13 protein-coding genes are annotated in these 15,481 nt (G+C 64.8%); 6 read left to right on the top strand and 7 right to left on the bottom strand.

From position 1 onward, the window contains the following. Positions 1 to 46 precede the first annotated feature (46 nt). From hutI to AB4099_RS22615, 5 genes are all read left to right on the top strand, one after another. A complete protein-coding gene (gene hutI, locus AB4099_RS22635; protein ID WP_441479698.1) occupies positions 47 to 1,270 on the top strand; it encodes an imidazolonepropionase in 1,224 nt (407 codons plus the stop codon). Beyond that, the gene (gene hutH, locus AB4099_RS22630) at positions 1,267 to 2,802 is read left to right on the top strand and encodes a histidine ammonia-lyase (RefSeq protein WP_441479697.1); all 1,536 of its coding nucleotides are present in this window, start codon (positions 1,267 to 1,269) and stop codon (positions 2,800 to 2,802) included. The genes hutI and hutH overlap by 4 nt, the downstream gene beginning before the upstream one ends. Then, positions 2,799 to 3,611, top strand: coding sequence for an N-formylglutamate deformylase (gene hutG / locus AB4099_RS22625; protein ID WP_441479696.1), 813 nt, complete (start codon positions 2,799 to 2,801; stop codon positions 3,609 to 3,611). The genes hutH and hutG overlap by 4 nt, the downstream gene beginning before the upstream one ends. A gap of 61 nt (positions 3,612 to 3,672) precedes the next feature. Then, positions 3,673 to 5,340 carry a urocanate hydratase gene (gene hutU, locus AB4099_RS22620; protein WP_113515232.1) on the top strand — a complete coding sequence of 556 codons (1,668 nt, stop codon included), beginning with the start codon at positions 3,673 to 3,675 and terminating at the stop codon, positions 5,338 to 5,340. A gap of 2 nt (positions 5,341 to 5,342) precedes the next feature. Further along, positions 5,343 to 5,930 carry a HutD/Ves family protein gene (locus AB4099_RS22615; protein WP_441479771.1) on the top strand — a complete coding sequence of 196 codons (588 nt, stop codon included), beginning with the start codon at positions 5,343 to 5,345 and terminating at the stop codon, positions 5,928 to 5,930. 19 nt (positions 5,931 to 5,949) lie between these two features. On the opposite strand, the gene AB4099_RS22610 is transcribed toward AB4099_RS22615, so the two are convergent. From AB4099_RS22610 to AB4099_RS22590, 5 genes are all read right to left on the bottom strand, one after another. Then, positions 5,950 to 7,137 (bottom strand): class I SAM-dependent methyltransferase, encoded by a 1,188-nt coding sequence (locus tag AB4099_RS22610; protein ID WP_113515397.1) that lies wholly within the window; start codon positions 7,135 to 7,137, stop codon positions 5,950 to 5,952. 140 nt (positions 7,138 to 7,277) lie between these two features. Next, the gene (locus tag AB4099_RS22605; RefSeq protein ID WP_441479695.1) at positions 7,278 to 8,684 is read right to left on the bottom strand and encodes a TRAP transporter large permease; all 1,407 of its coding nucleotides are present in this window, start codon (positions 8,682 to 8,684) and stop codon (positions 7,278 to 7,280) included. A 3-nt stretch (positions 8,685 to 8,687) separates the two neighbouring features. Continuing rightward, entirely contained in the window at positions 8,688 to 9,272 is a 585-nt protein-coding gene (locus tag AB4099_RS22600) for a TRAP transporter small permease (RefSeq protein WP_113515226.1), read from the bottom strand. Positions 9,273 to 9,341: 69 nt separating this feature from the next. Continuing rightward, positions 9,342 to 10,316, bottom strand: a complete 975-nt coding sequence (locus AB4099_RS22595; protein WP_113515224.1) for a sialic acid TRAP transporter substrate-binding protein SiaP — start codon at positions 10,314 to 10,316, stop codon at positions 9,342 to 9,344. Positions 10,317 to 10,372: 56 nt separating this feature from the next. Beyond that, the gene (locus AB4099_RS22590) at positions 10,373 to 11,128 is read right to left on the bottom strand and encodes a FadR/GntR family transcriptional regulator (protein WP_113515222.1); all 756 of its coding nucleotides are present in this window, start codon (positions 11,126 to 11,128) and stop codon (positions 10,373 to 10,375) included. 351 nt (positions 11,129 to 11,479) lie between these two features. Between AB4099_RS22590 and AB4099_RS22585 the strand changes: the two genes are divergently transcribed. Beyond that, positions 11,480 to 13,882 (top strand): multicopper oxidase family protein, encoded by a 2,403-nt coding sequence (locus AB4099_RS22585; RefSeq protein ID WP_441479694.1) that lies wholly within the window; start codon positions 11,480 to 11,482, stop codon positions 13,880 to 13,882. Positions 13,883 to 13,930: 48 nt separating this feature from the next. On the opposite strand, the gene AB4099_RS22580 is transcribed toward AB4099_RS22585, so the two are convergent. Next, positions 13,931 to 14,710: an ABC transporter ATP-binding protein gene (locus AB4099_RS22580; RefSeq protein WP_441479693.1), complete on the bottom strand. Its 780-nt coding sequence runs from the start codon at positions 14,708 to 14,710 to the stop codon at positions 13,931 to 13,933. Then, positions 14,707 to 15,480, bottom strand: a complete 774-nt coding sequence (locus AB4099_RS22575; RefSeq protein WP_441479692.1) for an ABC transporter permease — start codon at positions 15,478 to 15,480, stop codon at positions 14,707 to 14,709. The genes AB4099_RS22580 and AB4099_RS22575 overlap by 4 nt, the downstream gene beginning before the upstream one ends. Position 15,481 lies beyond the last annotated feature (1 nt).

Raw genomic sequence — 15,481 nt, 5'->3', positions numbered from 1 at the left:
AATTGTCTAGCATAGTCGGATCGCAAACGAAGTCGAGAGGATGCGCATGGCGGCGGAACCTTCCCACTGCGACAGGGTCTGGGTGAATGCCCGCCTCGCAACCATGGTGCCTGGCGCCGGCCAGCCTTACGGCGCAATCGAGGACGGGGTCATTGCGGCCCGCGATGGCCGCATCGTCTTTGCCGGCCCGCGCAGCGAGGCACCACCCCTGGACGCGCGGGAAACGCTCGACTGCGGCGGACGCTGGATCACACCAGGCTTGATCGATTGCCATACCCATCTCGTCTATGGCGGAGACCGGGCGCATGAGTTCGAACTCAGGCTGCAGGGCGCAAGCTATGAGGAGATCGCGCGCGCCGGCGGCGGCATCCTCTCCACCGTCAAGGCGACGCGCGCAGCCAGCGAGGCCGAGCTCTTCGCCAGCGCCGACCGGCGCCTGAGCGCCCTGGTCGCGGAAGGCGTCACGACCGTCGAGATCAAGTCGGGCTACGGGCTCGAACAGCAGTCCGAGCTGAAGCAGCTTGTCGTCGCGCGGCAGCTCGGTCGCGAGCGGCCGGTCACCGTCCGCACCACCTTCCTCGCCGCCCATGCCGTTCCGCCGGAATTCACCGGCCGCTCGGGCGACTATGTCGACCAGATCACCGGGCCGATGCTTGATGCGGTGGCCGCGCAGGATCTTGCCGACGCCGTCGACGTGTTCTGCGAGGGCATTGCCTTCTCGCCCGACGAAACGGCGCGGGTCTTTGCCGCAGCCAAGGCCAAGGGGCTGCCGGTCAAGATCCACGCCGAACAGCTTTCCAACCTCGGCGGTGCGGCACTGGCGGCCGAGCATGGCGCATTGTCGGCCGACCACCTCGAATATCTCGACGAAGCGGGCGTGATCGCCATGGCCAAATCCGGAACGGTCGCCGTCATCCTGCCGGGCGCCTTCTACTTCCTGCGAGAGACACAGAAGCCGCCGATCGACCTGCTGCGCAAGCATGGCGTCGCGATCGCGCTCGCGACTGACGCCAATCCCGGCTCCTCGCCGCTGACCTCGCCCTTGCTGGTCCTCAACATGGCCTGCACGCTCTTCCGGCTGACCCCCGAAGAAGCACTGACCGGGCTGACGCGCCATGCCGCCAAGGCGCTGGGCCTGCAGGACGAGATCGGCACGCTCGAGGCCGGCAAGCGCTGCGACCTCGCCATCTGGGAGATCGAGCGCCCCGCCGAGCTCGCCTACCGCATCGGCTTCAACCCGCTTCACACCCGCATCTGGAACGGCCAATGACCGCAACATTCTCCCTGAGGCCGGGCGACGCCGCCCTGAAGCAATGGCGCGCCGTGATTGACGGCGCCGCAGCCAAGCTCGATGGCGCAAGCGCCGCATCGATCGCCGCTGCGCAAGCAATCGTCGACGACATCGTCGCCGCCGGAACCGTGACCTATGGCGTCAATACCGGCTTCGGCAAGCTTGCCAGCGTGCGCATCGCCGATGCCGACCTGGCAACCCTCCAGCGCAACCTGATCCTCTCCCATGCCGTCGGCACCGGCCCTGCCCTGCCGGACCGGATCGTGCGCCTGATCCTCGCCATGAAGGCCGCGAGCCTGGCACGCGGGGCCTCCGGTGTACGCCCCGTCGTTGTCGAGGCCCTGGTCGGCGCGCTCGCAGCCGACGCGCTCCCGGTCGTCCCCGCCAAGGGCTCGGTCGGTGCGTCCGGCGATCTTGCGCCGCTTGCCCATCTCACCGCGGCGCTCATGGGTGTCGGCGAGATCAGGCTGAAGGGCGAGACGCTTCCCGCAGCGGATGCCTTGGCCCGGATCGGCCAGAAGCCCCTCGAACTTGGGGCCAAGGAAGGTCTTGCGCTGATCAATGGGACGCAGGTCTCGACCGCGATCGCGCTGACGGCGCTCAGCGACATCGCTCGCGTGTTCGATGCCGCGCTGGTCACTGGCGCGCTCTCCGTTGATGCGCTGAAGGGCTCCGACACGCCGTTCGACCCGCGCATCCAGGCGCTGCGCGGCCAGCCCGGCCAGATCCGGGTCGCGCAAACATTGCTCGCGCTGATCGCAAAGAGCGAAATCCGAGACAGCCATCGCTTCGGCGATTCCAAGGTCCAGGACCCTTACTCGCTGCGCTGCCAGCCGCAGGTGATGGGGGCCGTGCGCGACCTCCTCGCCAATGCGGCCGCGACGCTTGCCATCGAGGCCAATGCGGTCACCGACAACCCGCTGGTGCTGGGCCCGGGCGAAATCGTCTCGGGCGGCAACTTCCATGCCGAACCGGTCGCCTTCGCCGCCGACATCCTCGCCATGGGGCTGTGCGAGATCGGCAACCTGTCCGAGCGGCGCATGGCCCTGCTGGTCGACCCCGTGATGAGCGGCCTGCCTCCCTTCCTGGCCCGCGATGCCGGACTGAACTCCGGCTTCATGATTGCGCAGGTCACGGCGGCTGCGCTGGCATCGGAGAACAAGCAGAAGGCCTATCCCGCCTCGGTCGACACCATCCCGACCTCGGCCAACCAGGAAGACCATGTCTCGATGGCGACGCATGGCGCCTATCGCCTGCTCGACATGGCCCGGAACGCAGCCAGCATCATCGGCGTCGAGTTGATGGCGGCGGCGGAAGCGATCGAGCATCATCGCCCGATGAAGACGAGCCCGCGGCTGGAGCCGGTGCTGGCCCTGGTCCGAGAGCGTATCGCGCCGCTCGATGCGGACCGCTACCTTGCTCCCGACCTCGCGGCGGCGACCGAGCTGGTGCTCAGCGGCGCGATCAGCGATGCCGCCGGGCTCGACAGCTTCGCGGAGTTCTCGGCGTGACCAGCGTGAACCCTTCTGAGATCGTCAGCATCACGCGGGGCGCCGGTCCGCTGGTCCTGTCGATGCCGCATCCCGGCACCGGCTTGCCGGAGGAGGTGAAGGCGGCGTTGAATGAGACGGGTCGTTCCGTGCCGGACACCGACTGGCATATGCGCCAGCTCTATGCGTTCGCCGGGCGCTTCGCACCGACGATCGTCGAGGCCGGGCTGTCGCGCTATGTCATCGACCTCAACCGCGATCCGTCCGGGGCGTCGCTCTACCCCGGACAGGCGACGACGGAACTTGTGCCGACCACGACCTTCGATGGCGAGCCGATCTGGGCAAAGGCCCCCGACGCGACTGAGATCACGCGCCGTCGCGCCGGCTATTTCCAGCCCTATCACGACGCACTCGCAGCCGAGATCGAACGGGCCAAGGCCGCACATGGCTTCTGCCTGCTCTGGGACTGCCACTCCATCAAATCCGTCATTCCGCGCCTGTTTCCGGGCACATTGCCGATGCTCAATCTCGGCACCAATTCCGGTGCGAGCTGCGCGCCGGCAGTCCAGCACGCGGCCGATGCCGCGCTTGCCGGCTCGGGCTTCAGCCATGTCAGCAATGGCCGCTTCAAGGGCGGCTGGATCACCCGGCATTACGGCCGGCCGGAGCGGAATGTGCACGCGATCCAGATGGAAATCTCGCTGAGCGGCTATCTCACCGAGGAGACGCCACCCTGGAGCTTCGACACGCCCAAGGCTGCCAGGCTGCAAACCGCCCTCTCCGCCATCATCGAAGCCGCGCTCGATGCGGCGGGAAAGCTGAAACCCTGACCCTGAACCGACGGAAAGGCGCATTCCGCATTTCCCGATCACGGTTTGAACGGAGCCATTCATGACCCGCATCGACAACAGCCGCGTCATCCGCAGCCCCAGGGGCAGCCAGCTCACCGCCAAGAGCTGGCTGACCGAAGCGCCGCTGCGCATGCTGATGAACAATCTCGACCCCGATGTCGCCGAGAAGCCGGGCGAGCTCGTGGTCTATGGCGGCATCGGCCGCGCCGCCCGGACCTGGGAGGATTTCGACCGGATCGTCGGCGCACTGCGCTCGCTCGAAGCCGACGAGACGCTGTTGGTACAGTCCGGCAAGCCAGTCGGAGTGTTCCGCACCCATGCGGATGCACCGCGTGTGCTGATCGCCAATTCGAACCTCGTGCCGGCCTACGCGAACTGGGAGCATTTCCACGAGCTCGATAAGGCCGGGCTGATGATGTACGGCCAGATGACCGCCGGTTCCTGGATCTATATCGGCACGCAGGGCATCGTTCAGGGCACATACGAGACCTTTGTCGAGGTCGGCCGCCAGCATTATGGCGGCAGCCTCAAGGGCAAGTGGATCCTGACCGGCGGCCTCGGCGGCATGGGCGGAGCCCAGCCGCTCGCCGCGACGATGGCCGGGGCCTCGATGATCGCCATCGAGTGCAAGCCCTCCAGCATCGAGTTCCGGCTGCGTACCGGCTATCTCGACGAGAAGGCCGACAGCGTCGACGAGGCGTTGGAGATCATCAAGCGCGCCCATGCTGCAGGCAAGGCCGTGTCGGTCGGCGTGCTCGGCAATGCGGCGGAGGTCTTCCCCGATATGGTCAGGCGCGGCATCCGCCCGGATGTCGTCACCGACCAGACCTCGGCCCATGACCCCCTGAACGGCTATCTGCCGGCCGGTTGGACGCTCGAGCAGTGGGAGGAGCGCAAGGAGCGCGATCCTGCCGGCACGATCGAGGCGGCCAAGAAATCCATGGCCGTGCATGTCCGCGCCATGCTGGATTTCCAGCAGATGGGCGTGCCGACGCTGGATTACGGCAATAATATTCGCCAGATGGCGAAGGACATGGGCGTCGACAACGCCTTCGATTTCCCCGGCTTCGTCCCGGCCTATATCCGCCCCCTGTTCTGCCGTGGCGTCGGGCCGTTCCGCTGGGCTGCGCTCTCGGGCGATCCGGAGGATATCTATCGCACGGACCAGCGCGTGAAGGAGTTGATGCCGGACGATCACCACCTGCATAACTGGCTCGACATGGCGCGCGAGCGCATCAAGTTCCAGGGCCTGCCGGCACGGATCTGCTGGGTCGGCCTCGGCGACCGGCACCGGCTCGGCCTCGCCTTCAACGAGATGGTGGCCAAGGGCGAATTGAAGGCCCCGGTGGTGATCGGCCGCGACCATCTCGATTCCGGCTCGGTCGCTTCGCCGAACCGCGAGACCGAAGCGATGAAGGACGGTTCGGACGCCGTCTCCGACTGGCCCCTCCTGAATGCCCTGCTCAACACCGCAGGCGGCGCGACCTGGGTCTCGCTCCACCATGGTGGCGGCGTCGGCATGGGCTATTCCCAGCATTCCGGCGTCGTCATCGTCGCCGACGGTACTCCGGAGGCGGCCAAGCGGTTGGAGCGCGTGCTGTGGAACGACCCGGCGACCGGCGTGATGCGTCATGCCGATGCCGGCTATGAGATCGCGATCGACTGCGCCAAGGCGAAGGGCCTGAAGCTGCCGGGCATTCTCGGTTGATCATGCGCATTATCCGCGCCAGCGCGTGCCGCACCATGCCGTGGAAGAACGGCGGGGGCACCACGACGGAGATCGCAGCGCATCCGCCCGGCGCCTCATTGGACGGCTTCGACTGGCGGATTTCCATGGCCCATGTCGGGACGGACGGCCCCTTCTCCGTCTTTCCCGGCATCGACAGGACCTTGTCGGTGCTGACGGGCCGGGGAATCGTCCTGGCCTTCGGCGACGGTGAGAGCGTGCGCCTCGAGCTGTCCACCGAGCCCTATCCGTTCGCCGCCGACAGACCCGTCGAGGGGCGATTGGTGGACGGGCCGATCGACGACCTCAACGTGATGACCCGGCGCGGTCGCTGGCTGCACGAGGTGACGCGCTTCAGCGGCACCGGCCCGATCCGGCTCGAGATGGCCGGAACGCTCCTGGTGCTCGTTGCCCGCTCAGATGGCTGGATGATTGCGTCGCAGGATCACCGGGAAACGCTCGCCACCGGCGACAGTGCCCTGCTGGAATCGGTCGAGGGCGTCGTCCTGACGAACCCTCACGAAGGCGGCGAGATCTTCGCGATCACGCTGTCGGCCGCTCCGCAAATCTGACGCGCGGCCGACGCTGCGTTCATGCCTCCATGTAGCCGCGCGTCATCGGCAAGGTGTCAAGCCGCTTGGCAAGCTGGAGCTGGAAGACGACGAGATCGTCATGGCGGAAACTCGCTTCGGATGCGGCAAGATAGAACTCCCACATCCGTGCGAAGCGCTCGTCATACATGGCGACCGCCTCCTTGCGCCGGGCAAGGAAGCGCTCGCGCCAGGCCTTCAGCGTCTCGGCATAGTGCAGACGCAGCACCTCGACATCGGTGATGATCAGGCCCTCGCGCTCAACTGCCGCGGTGATTTCCGACAAGGCCGGAATGTAGCCCCCGGGGAAGATGTATTTGGCGATGAAGGGATTCGTCGCCCCCGGCGGCGTGGTGCGGCCGATCGTATGGATGAGTGCGGCGCCGTTCGCTGTGAGCAGTTCCGCCACCTTGCGAAAATAGGTGCGGTAATAGCCCACGCCGACATGCTCGAACATGCCGACCGAGACGATGCGGTCGAAGGGTTCCGCGAGCGTCCGGTAATCCTGGAACTGGAAATCGACTGGCAGTTCCTCGGCAGCCGCACGCTCCTGCGCGACCGCGAGCTGCTCCCTCGAGAGGGTGATGCCCTTCACCGAGGCACCGGTCTCGCGTGCAATGCTCAGGCCCAGCCCCCCCCAGCCCGATCCGATATCGAGGACGCGATGGCCCGGCTCGATCGCGAGCTTGGCAATGATATGGTGCTTCTTGGCCGCCTGCGCCTCCGCGAGCGAGATATCGGGGCTCGGGAAGTAGGCACACGAATACTGCAGGTCCTCATCGAGGAAGAGCCGGAAGAACTCGGTCCTCAAGTCATAGTGATGTGCGACGTTGCGTCTCGCCCAGGCCGGATTGTTGTTCTGGGTAACGCGCCTGATCGCTGTGCGAAAGCGCGTGAGCGGCCGCGTCCAGGCAGTCAACTCCTGCCGTGACGCTCCGGCGATCAGCATGTCTAGAAGGTCATAGAGGCTGCCACGCTCGACGACGACACGCCCGTCCATCACCGCCTCGCCAAGGGCAAGTTCGGGATTGAGCGCGAGTTTCACCTCGGTCGGCCTGTCGAGAATCCGCATCGTCAGCCCTGGATGACTTCCGGCGCCGACAGAGCGTTGGGACCCATCGGCGAAGACGATATCGAGCCGGGATTTTCCCACCAGCCGGGACAACATCGATTCAATGAGCGCGCGCAAGGACGTCACTCCGTCAGTGAACTCCCCTTCGCCGAAAAAATGGCAATTGAGCCCCTACAGTGCAACACCCTCAACCTGGGAGTGCAACCGGGGCCCGACTTTGGTGCATGGCGGCGGAGCCTTGGCTCCACCGCTGAAGATTACCGCAACATCCCCATCGTCCGCGGCAGCCATAGCGTCAACTCGGGAATGAAGGTGATGGCGAAGAGTGCGAGGAAGAGCGGCACCAGCCAGGGCAGGATCGCCATGGTGGTCTGCTCGACTGAGAGCTTCGCCACGCGAGAGAGCACGAAGAGCACCATGCCGAGCGGCGGATGCAACAAACCGATCATCAGGTTCAGCGTCATGATCAACCCGAAATGGATCGGGTCGACGCCGAGCTTGAGGGCGATCGGCAGCAGGATCGGTACCACGATGGTGATTGCCGCAATGGTGTCGAGGAAGCAGCCGATGAAAAGCAGCAGCAGATTCACCAGGATCAGGAAGACCCATTTGTTCTGCGTCAGCCCGAGGATCAGGTCGGACAGGATCTGCGCCGTGTTCGAGACCGTCAGCAGCCAGGCGAAGATCGAGGCGGCCGTGACGATGAAGAGGACGGAGGCGGTGGTCTCGATCGTGTCGAAGGTCGCCTTGGTCAGCGTGCGCAGCGTCATCGAGCGATAGCGGACGAGGCCGAGGAAGAGCGACCAGATCACCGCCGCAGCCGCAGCCTCCGTCGGCGTGAACCAGCCCAGCGTCATGCCACCGATCAGGATGACCGGCGTCATCAGCGCCATCACTGCCGAGAAATCGAAGTAATAATCGAGCGCCAGCAGGGCGACGAGCGCGAGCCCGATCGCGACATTCTCCGACAGGCCTGCCCAGACGAGCAGATAGGCCAGGACGGGGAAGCCAAGCACGACCAGAACCTCGACCCCGGCCGAGCCGATCTGGCGCAGCGAGAATTTGGCGTCGGCACCCCAGCCCCGCATGCGGGCAAAAACCGCGACCGTACCCATCATGAACAGCGTCATCACCACGCCGGGAATCACGCCGCCCAGGAAGAGCGCACCGATCGAGGTGTTCGACATCATGCCGTAGATGACGAAGGGCAAGGAAGGCGGAATGATCGGCCCGAGCGTCGCCGAGGCCGCCGTCACGCCCACGGCAACATCCATGGGATAGCCATGGTCCTTCATGGCCTTGATCTCGATCGTGCCGATGCCCGCGGCATCCGCGATCGCTGTGCCCGACATGCCCGAAAAGATCACCGAGCCGATGATGTTGACCTGGGCGAGGCCGCCGCGCATCCAGCCGACAAGCGCGACCGCGAAGGCATAGATGCGGCCGGTGACGCCGGCGATGTTCATCAGATTGCCGGCAAGGATGAAGAACGGCACTGCCAGCAGCGGGAAACTCTCGACGCCGGCGATCATCCGCTGCGCCATGATGACGTCGGGCACAGTGCCGGAAATGACGATGAAGGCGAGCGAGGCGACGGCCATCGCGATGGCCACCGGCACGCCAAGGATCATCAGGCCGAGGAAGGTTCCGAGCAGGATCAGCATGCCTCAGGCCTCCGAGCCGTCGAAAGCCGAAGGGCGTTCCAGCACCGAATAGCCGCGGCGTGCGTTCTGCCAGGCGACCTGGATCGCGCGCAGCGTCATCAGCGCGAAGGCAATGACGACAGCATTGAAGACGATCGACTTCGGGAACTGGATCGTCGTCATCATCTCATCGGGGATGAGCGATGCATATTTGTACATGAGCCAGGTGGCGTAGCCGAAGAAGGCGATCCGCAGCATATCGACGCCCGTCGACAGGATCCGCCCCGCGCCGGGTGACAGGTAGCGGTAGATGAAATCGACCTGGATATGGCGCGAGGCCCGCACGCACATCGAGGCGCCGAGGAAGACCACGACGATGAGCGCATAGATGGCGATCTCTTCGGTCCAGGCGTAGGAATCGTTCAGGACGTAGCGCGTGAAGAACTGCAGCACGACGCAGCCGACCATCAGCCAGAAGGCGGCGAGCGTCACCCAGTCCTCGACGCCATAGCCGCTCAGATCCGCAGGCGGTGGCGCCTCGTCGAAGACATGCGCGATTTCCTCGCTGGTGACGGGGGTATGGATCTCCTGCGGGGTCTCGCTCGACATCGACGGCCTCGGCTCGGCGTGAGGACAAGAAAGGGCCGGTCAAAGACCGGCCCGATGCGACGGATCAGATCACTTGATCGCTTGGATGCGCTCCCAGTCGGCCTTGCGGTAGCCGAACTGCTCGAAGCTGACATTCTTCTGGACGGCGGCGAGGAAGTCGGCCTTGTCGATCTCGCTGACCGACAGGCCCTTGTCCTTGAAGACCTGCACGAGCTTGACCTCGTCGGACTGGATCTTCTTGGTCGCACGCTCGGCAGCCTCCTGCGCGACGTCGGTGAAGATCTTGCGGTCTTCGGGCGAGAGCTTGTCCCAGAGCTGCTTGGAGACGACCGTGTTGAGGTGGTCGACGATATGTCCGGTCAGGACGATATGCTTCTGCACCTCGTAGAATTTCTTCGCCTCGATCGTGTTGAGCGGATTCTCCTGCGCCTCGACCGTACCGTTCTGGAGCGCGAGATAGACCTCGGCGAAGGCGATCGGCGTCGTGTTGGCGCCGCAGGCGCGTGGCATGGCGAGATAGGCCGGCACGTCCGGCACGCGGATCTTCAGCCCCTTCATATCCGCGCAGGTCTTGATCGGCTTGTTCGCGGTGGTGTGGCGCGTGCCGTAATAGGTGACGGCCAGGATCTGGTGCCCGCTCTTCTCCTGATAGCCCTTCGCCATCTCCTTGAAGACGTCGCTCTTCACATAGGCGAGGAGGTGGTCCGGGCCGCGGAAGATGAAGGGATAATAGGTCACGCCGATCGGCGGATAGGCGCGGGCCGCGAAGCTCGAGCCCGAGATGATCATGTCGACAGTGCCCAGCGTCAGGCCCTGGTTGATGTCGGTTTCCTTGCCGAGCTGCGAGGCCGGGTAGACCGTGATCTCATATTTGCCGTTGGTGCGCTTTTTGATCTCGTCCGCAGCCCAGACCGACTCGGTGTGGAACGGCTCGGACGTCTCGTAGACATGCGCCCATTTCAGCTTGGTCTGGGCCTGGGCCGGCGCCCCGGCAAGAACGAGGCCCGCGGCAAAGGCTGCAGCCAGTGTCAGATAGCTCTTCATCAGGTGTCCTCCCATGGACTCGAAGATCGTTTGGACTTGAAGATCGTTGCCTGGCGTCAGTTCTTGCTGGCCTGGCAGGAGTTGACGCTCTCCTGCCCGCTTGAACCCCCTTCGCCGAAACTCTGCGAGAAACGCTCCTGCGAGCAGCGCAGGTGCCGGCGCATCGCCGTGCTGGCCGCCTCTCCCGATCCAGCGGCCAGCGCATCACGGATGACCCGATGCTCGGCGACGGCGGCGCGCCAGGACGTTTCGCTCTCGAAATAGCTCGCGAGTTGCTGGAAATATGGATTGATGCGCTGGTCGAACAACGTGCCGACAAAGCGGGCCAGAACGGAGTTCCCCAGGATCCCCGCGATAGCGACATGGAAGGCGCGATCGAGCGCGACGAGTTCGTCGCTCGGCAATCCGGGAGCCCCCATTCCGCGCAGGATTTCATCGAGGCGCGCGAGATCCTCGCCCGTTGCCTGCCCTCCCGCCTCGGCGCAGATCGCGCTCTCCACCAGCTCGCGCGCCTTCAGAACCTCGAAAGGCCCCTCGGGCGCATCATCGGAGACAAGGATGGCGCTGGGAACCGGACGTGGCGGATCGATCACGTAGACGCCGGAGCCCATCCGGATACGCACCCGCCCCTCGACCTCGAGCGCGATCAAGGCCTCGCGCACTGAAGGACGGGAGACGCCGAGCTTTTCGGCGAGTTCCCGCTCAGGTGGCAGGCGTGCGCCGACGGGGAACTCCTGCCGGTCAATGAGATGACGCAGCTGATCGGCGATCTGACGATAAAGGCGCGGCGACTCGACGGCTTCGAGCGGCACGTGTCACTCCCCGGTCCATCCCCTGCCCCGGCTGTACCGAGGTCAATTTGGCCATGTGGTCAGGCCAATTATGGAGAGGGAACCACCTTACGCACGGAGATGTCAATGCGCAGTCGCATGCAGTTGCCTTCCGCCCAGTGAGCGTCCTGCCCGCCGCCACAGCCGTACCAGCAGCGCGGTCTTGAAGGACATCCGAGTGTGATGGCTCGACATGGCTGAGTGCGACCAAGGTCGCAGACCTTGGTTTGCCGATTTGTCCGACCTTCGTCTCTCCACGGGGTTCGGATCGATCGGTATAATTGTGGTGGAGCGTGTTCCGCTGTTCAGCCCTTCGAATGCGGGGAGGCAGGCATGTATCTTCGGCGCGAGACCACTGGCATCCGATTGAAGGAAGCCGAGCGCGCTCTGGAAGACCGGCTCGAGTTCGACAAAGCTCTCGCCTCCGGGCAAATCACCAAACGCGACCTGCTGCGCTGGGGATATTTCACGACCGGCGGGCTTCTGATCACAAGGCACGGGCTCGGCCGCTTCGTCGGCAGCGCCTATGCCGACAGCCTGCCGCGCAGCCCAACTTTCGGTGCAATCAAATTCCAGACGCCGATGCCGCGGGCCGAACTCCAGAGGCCCATCCCGCTTCTTCGCCTGCCGAACGGGGATGCGGCCTGGCAGACGGGTGGGGGCGGCACGGAACTGGCCGCCAGGAACCTTTCCTACCATACCGACTTCAGCAACTCCGGGGGCGTGACCTTCCGCAATCCGGTGACCGGGGTCGGGCCTATGGAAGGGCGGCCGCCCGGCGAGTTCTTCGCGCATCAGCGCTGGGATGAACTCTACCCGAAGCAGGGCTATCTCCTGTCGCTTGGGCAGGTCCGTCCGGGCGCCACGTTCGGCCAGGGGCTGCCGGAGCAGGGCGCGAACTCCGTATGGTCCTTTGGTCCACGGCAGCCCGGACAGCCGGGCCGTGTTTCGGGCCTGCCTACGGGGATCGGGAGACCCGTTCTGATCAAGGCGCGCTATGGCGAGCCGATCCTGACCCGGATCTACAATGATCTGCCGGTGGACCGGGCGGCCAACGGCGGCTTCGGACGGAACGAGAGTTCGGTCCATCTCCACAACGCCCATAACGGCGCCGAGAGCGACGGCGCGTGCAACGCCTTCAATTTTCCCGGGACGTTCTACGATTACCACTGGGCCATGGCCATGGCGCGGCGCGATTTGCCGAGCGTCTGGCCGACGGGCGACCGCGATTACGCGCGCAAGAGCTCAGGCCCCGATGACGGTGACGGACTTGTCCAGGTCCCCGGGGACTTCCGGGAAATCCAGGGCAGCCTCTGGTTCCACGATCACCGCTTTTTCTTCACGGCTGCGAATATCTACAAGGGCATGTTCGCGGTCTTCAACATCTATAGCGGGCCGGATCGAGGCCGCGAGGATCTCGATGACGGCATCAACCTGCGGCTGCCAAGCGGCTCGCAGCTCACCTGGGGCAATGTCGATTTCGACATCAACCTCGCGATCACGAACCCGGCCTTCGACGCCAATGGGCAGCTGCGGTTCGACATCTTCGACACGGATGGTTTCCTGGGTGACATCCTGTTGGTCAACGGCACCTATTATCCGTATTTCGAGGTGCTGCCGCGACGCTACCGTTTCCGTCTCCTGAACGTCTCCGTTGCGCGCTTCGTCAAACTGGCCCTCGGCGTCAACAAGAGTGCTCGCTTTTCGCAAGCCACCAAAGTTCCGATCTACTTCATCGCCAATGATGGGAACCTCGTCGTCAGTCCGATCGCCCTGACCGAGCTGGATGAGCAGGGCGTCGCGGAGCGCTATGACATCGTTGTCGATTTTGCCGCCTTTGCGCCAGGCGACAGCATTGATCTGGTGAACCTGTTGCAGCAGACCGACGGGCGTCGACCCGACGGCGCGGTCTCGATCGACAGGGCGTTCAAGGGCGGCAGTGACGATCCTTGTGTCGGCCCCCTCCTTGAGTTCCGGGTCGTTAATTCGCTGCAAAGCGTCGACAATCCCGGCAAGATCTACAATGCCAGCAATCCGCTCGATAAGGATCGCAGCGCCAATTTCACCGATCCCGAGTGGCGGTCCGGAGCCAAGACCTTGACCAGCCAAATCCCGATCGTGGCGCCCGTCCGCGAGCGGACCCTTGAGTTCGGCCGGTCAGGGGGTGGGGATTCTCGCAATGCATCAGACGGGCAATGCATCCCCGATTGTGCCAATGCCGATTCCTTTCCCTGGACCATCAAAGTCAACGGCCAGGCGGCGCACTCGCTCAACGCCAACCGCATCTCCCTTCTGGTCCCCAAGCCGGGAGAGGTGGAGCACTGGACTATCGCGAACGGCGGCGGCGGCTGGGATCACCCGATCCACCTCCATTTCGAGGAAGGCGTCACCATCGACCGTGGCGGATCCGCCATTCCCGCGACGGAGCGCCTTGTTCGCAAGGATGTGTGGCGCCTGCGGCCCTCCGGGAAAGTCAGGTTCCAGGTGCGGTTCGGGGAATTCGGCGGGGCCTATGTGACCCATTGCCATAACGCCACCCATGAGGACGCTGCGATGCTGCTGCGACTCCAGCTCCTGACGCCTCCCCCCGGAGATCCGGGCTTCAAAGGCCAGCCGCAATATGTGGTGACACAGACGCCGATCCCGACGCCGAACGGCGTGACCTTCAAGCAGCCCGAAATCCTGCCTGAAGGGGATCCACGGAAGCTCAAAGTTGCAGGCTCTGCACGCTCCTGACGGTGCGAGGGCGCCCCACAACGGGGGTTCGCGACGTCATGGCGCGGGCTAAGCCGCGCTCGCCATCACCTCTGCCCGGATCTCCTCGACCAGCCGCTCCTTGAGCACGACGAATTCCGGGCTCGTCTTGATCGTGTAGGGACGCGGATGCGGGAGGTCGACCGGGATATCGGCCTTGACCCGTCCCGGGCGGGCGCTGATCACCACGACGCGCGAGGCCATGAAGATCGCCTCCTCGACGTCATGAGTGACGAAGAGCACGGTCTTCTGCTCGCGCTCCCAGATGCCGAGCAGCATCTCCTGCATCAGGGCGCGGGTCTGGTTGTCGAGCGCGCCGAAGGGCTCGTCCAGCAAGAGGATCTTTGGATCATTGGCGAGGGCGCGCGCGATCGCGGTGCGCTGCTGCATGCCGCCCGAAAGCTGCTTGGGGAAGTGGTTCTCGAAGCCCTTGAGACCAATGCGTCCGGCCCAGTCGGCGGCGATCCGCAGCCGCTCGGCCTCCGGCACGCCCTTCTCGCGCAGGCCAAAGGCGATGTTCTGCGCCACGGTCAGCCAGGGGAAGAGCGTGTAGCTCTGAAAGACGAAGCCACGGTCCGCCCCGGGCCCGGTCACCGGCTCGCCATCGAGCAGGATGCGCCCTTCCGTCGGCGTCTCCAGCCCGCCGATCATGCGCAGCAAGGTCGACTTGCCGCAGCCGGACGGGCCGAGAATGGTGATGAAGTCGTTGTCGGAGACGCTGAGGGAGGTGGGCATCAGCGCCCGGGTCGCCTGCCCGCCAAGACGCGCAGGGAAGGTCTTTCCGACATTGTCGACGATGAGCTTGCTCATTTCGCGGCCCAGGGGAACAGGCGCTGATTGACCGCCTTGAACAGGAAATCCGAGATCAGCCCGATCAGGCCGATGACGATGATGCCGAAGATGATCTGCCCGGTGTTCAGCAGAGCCTGGCTGTCGGTGATCATGTGGCCGATGCCGGAGGAAGAGCCGATCAGCTCGGCGACGATCACATAGGTCCAGGCCCAGCCCAGCACCATGCGCAGGATCTCGGCAATCTCGGGCGCTGCATTGGGCAGCAGCACGCGCATCACCACGGACTGGTCGCTGGCGCCCAGCGTGTAGGCGGCATCGACGAGATCACGCCGGATCGAGCCCACCGCGACGGCGATCATCAGAATGATCTGGAAGACCGAGCCGATGAAGATGACGAGCAGCTTCTGCGTCTCACCGATGCCGGCCCAGAGGATGAGCAGCGGGATGAAGGCCGAGGCCGGCAGGTAGCGCGCGAAGGAGACGAAGGGCTCGAAGAAAGCCTCGATCGGCTTGTAGGCGCCCATCAGGATGCCGAGCGGCAGCGCGACGATGACCGCCAGGATGAAGCCACCGAGGACACGCCAGATCGTCATGCCAATATCGAACGCGAAGCCGTATTCGACGAGCAGCTTGTAGCCCTCGCCGACCATGGTCAGCGGATCGGCCAGGAAGAGGCGCTGGACATAGCCGCCGAAGGTCGCGACCGACCAGAGCGCAACGAAGAGTACGAAGAAGCCGAGCCCCAGCGCGACGCGGGACGGGACGGAAACGGGCTGAAGCGGCTTCATC

Source organism: Allobosea sp. 2KB_26 (assembly GCF_052115715.1).
In the GTDB taxonomy this organism is placed as follows: Bacteria; Pseudomonadota; Alphaproteobacteria; order Rhizobiales; family Beijerinckiaceae; genus Allobosea.
This window is presented reverse-complemented; position numbering and strand designations above follow the sequence as displayed.

Excerpts from the sequence above, each read along its gene's own strand:
- hutI (WP_441479698.1), top strand. The coding sequence starts at position 47 with ATGGCGGCGGAACCTTCCCACTGCGACAGGGTCTGGGTGAATGCCCGC.
- hutH (WP_441479697.1), top strand. The coding sequence starts at position 1,267 with ATGACCGCAACATTCTCCCTGAGGCCGGGCGACGCCGCCCTGAAGCAA.
- hutU (WP_113515232.1), top strand. The coding sequence starts at position 3,673 with ATGACCCGCATCGACAACAGCCGCGTCATCCGCAGCCCCAGGGGCAGC.
- AB4099_RS22615 (WP_441479771.1), top strand. The coding sequence starts at position 5,343 with ATGCGCATTATCCGCGCCAGCGCGTGCCGCACCATGCCGTGGAAGAAC.
- AB4099_RS22605 (WP_441479695.1), bottom strand. The coding sequence starts at position 8,684 with ATGCTGATCCTGCTCGGAACCTTCCTCGGCCTGATGATCCTTGGCGTG.
- AB4099_RS22600 (WP_113515226.1), bottom strand. The coding sequence starts at position 9,272 with ATGTCGAGCGAGACCCCGCAGGAGATCCATACCCCCGTCACCAGCGAG.
- AB4099_RS22595 (WP_113515224.1), bottom strand. The coding sequence starts at position 10,316 with ATGAAGAGCTATCTGACACTGGCTGCAGCCTTTGCCGCGGGCCTCGTT.
- AB4099_RS22585 (WP_441479694.1), top strand. The coding sequence starts at position 11,480 with ATGTATCTTCGGCGCGAGACCACTGGCATCCGATTGAAGGAAGCCGAG.
- AB4099_RS22580 (WP_441479693.1), bottom strand. The coding sequence starts at position 14,710 with ATGAGCAAGCTCATCGTCGACAATGTCGGAAAGACCTTCCCTGCGCGT.
- AB4099_RS22575 (WP_441479692.1), bottom strand. The coding sequence starts at position 15,480 with ATGAAGCCGCTTCAGCCCGTTTCCGTCCCGTCCCGCGTCGCGCTGGGG.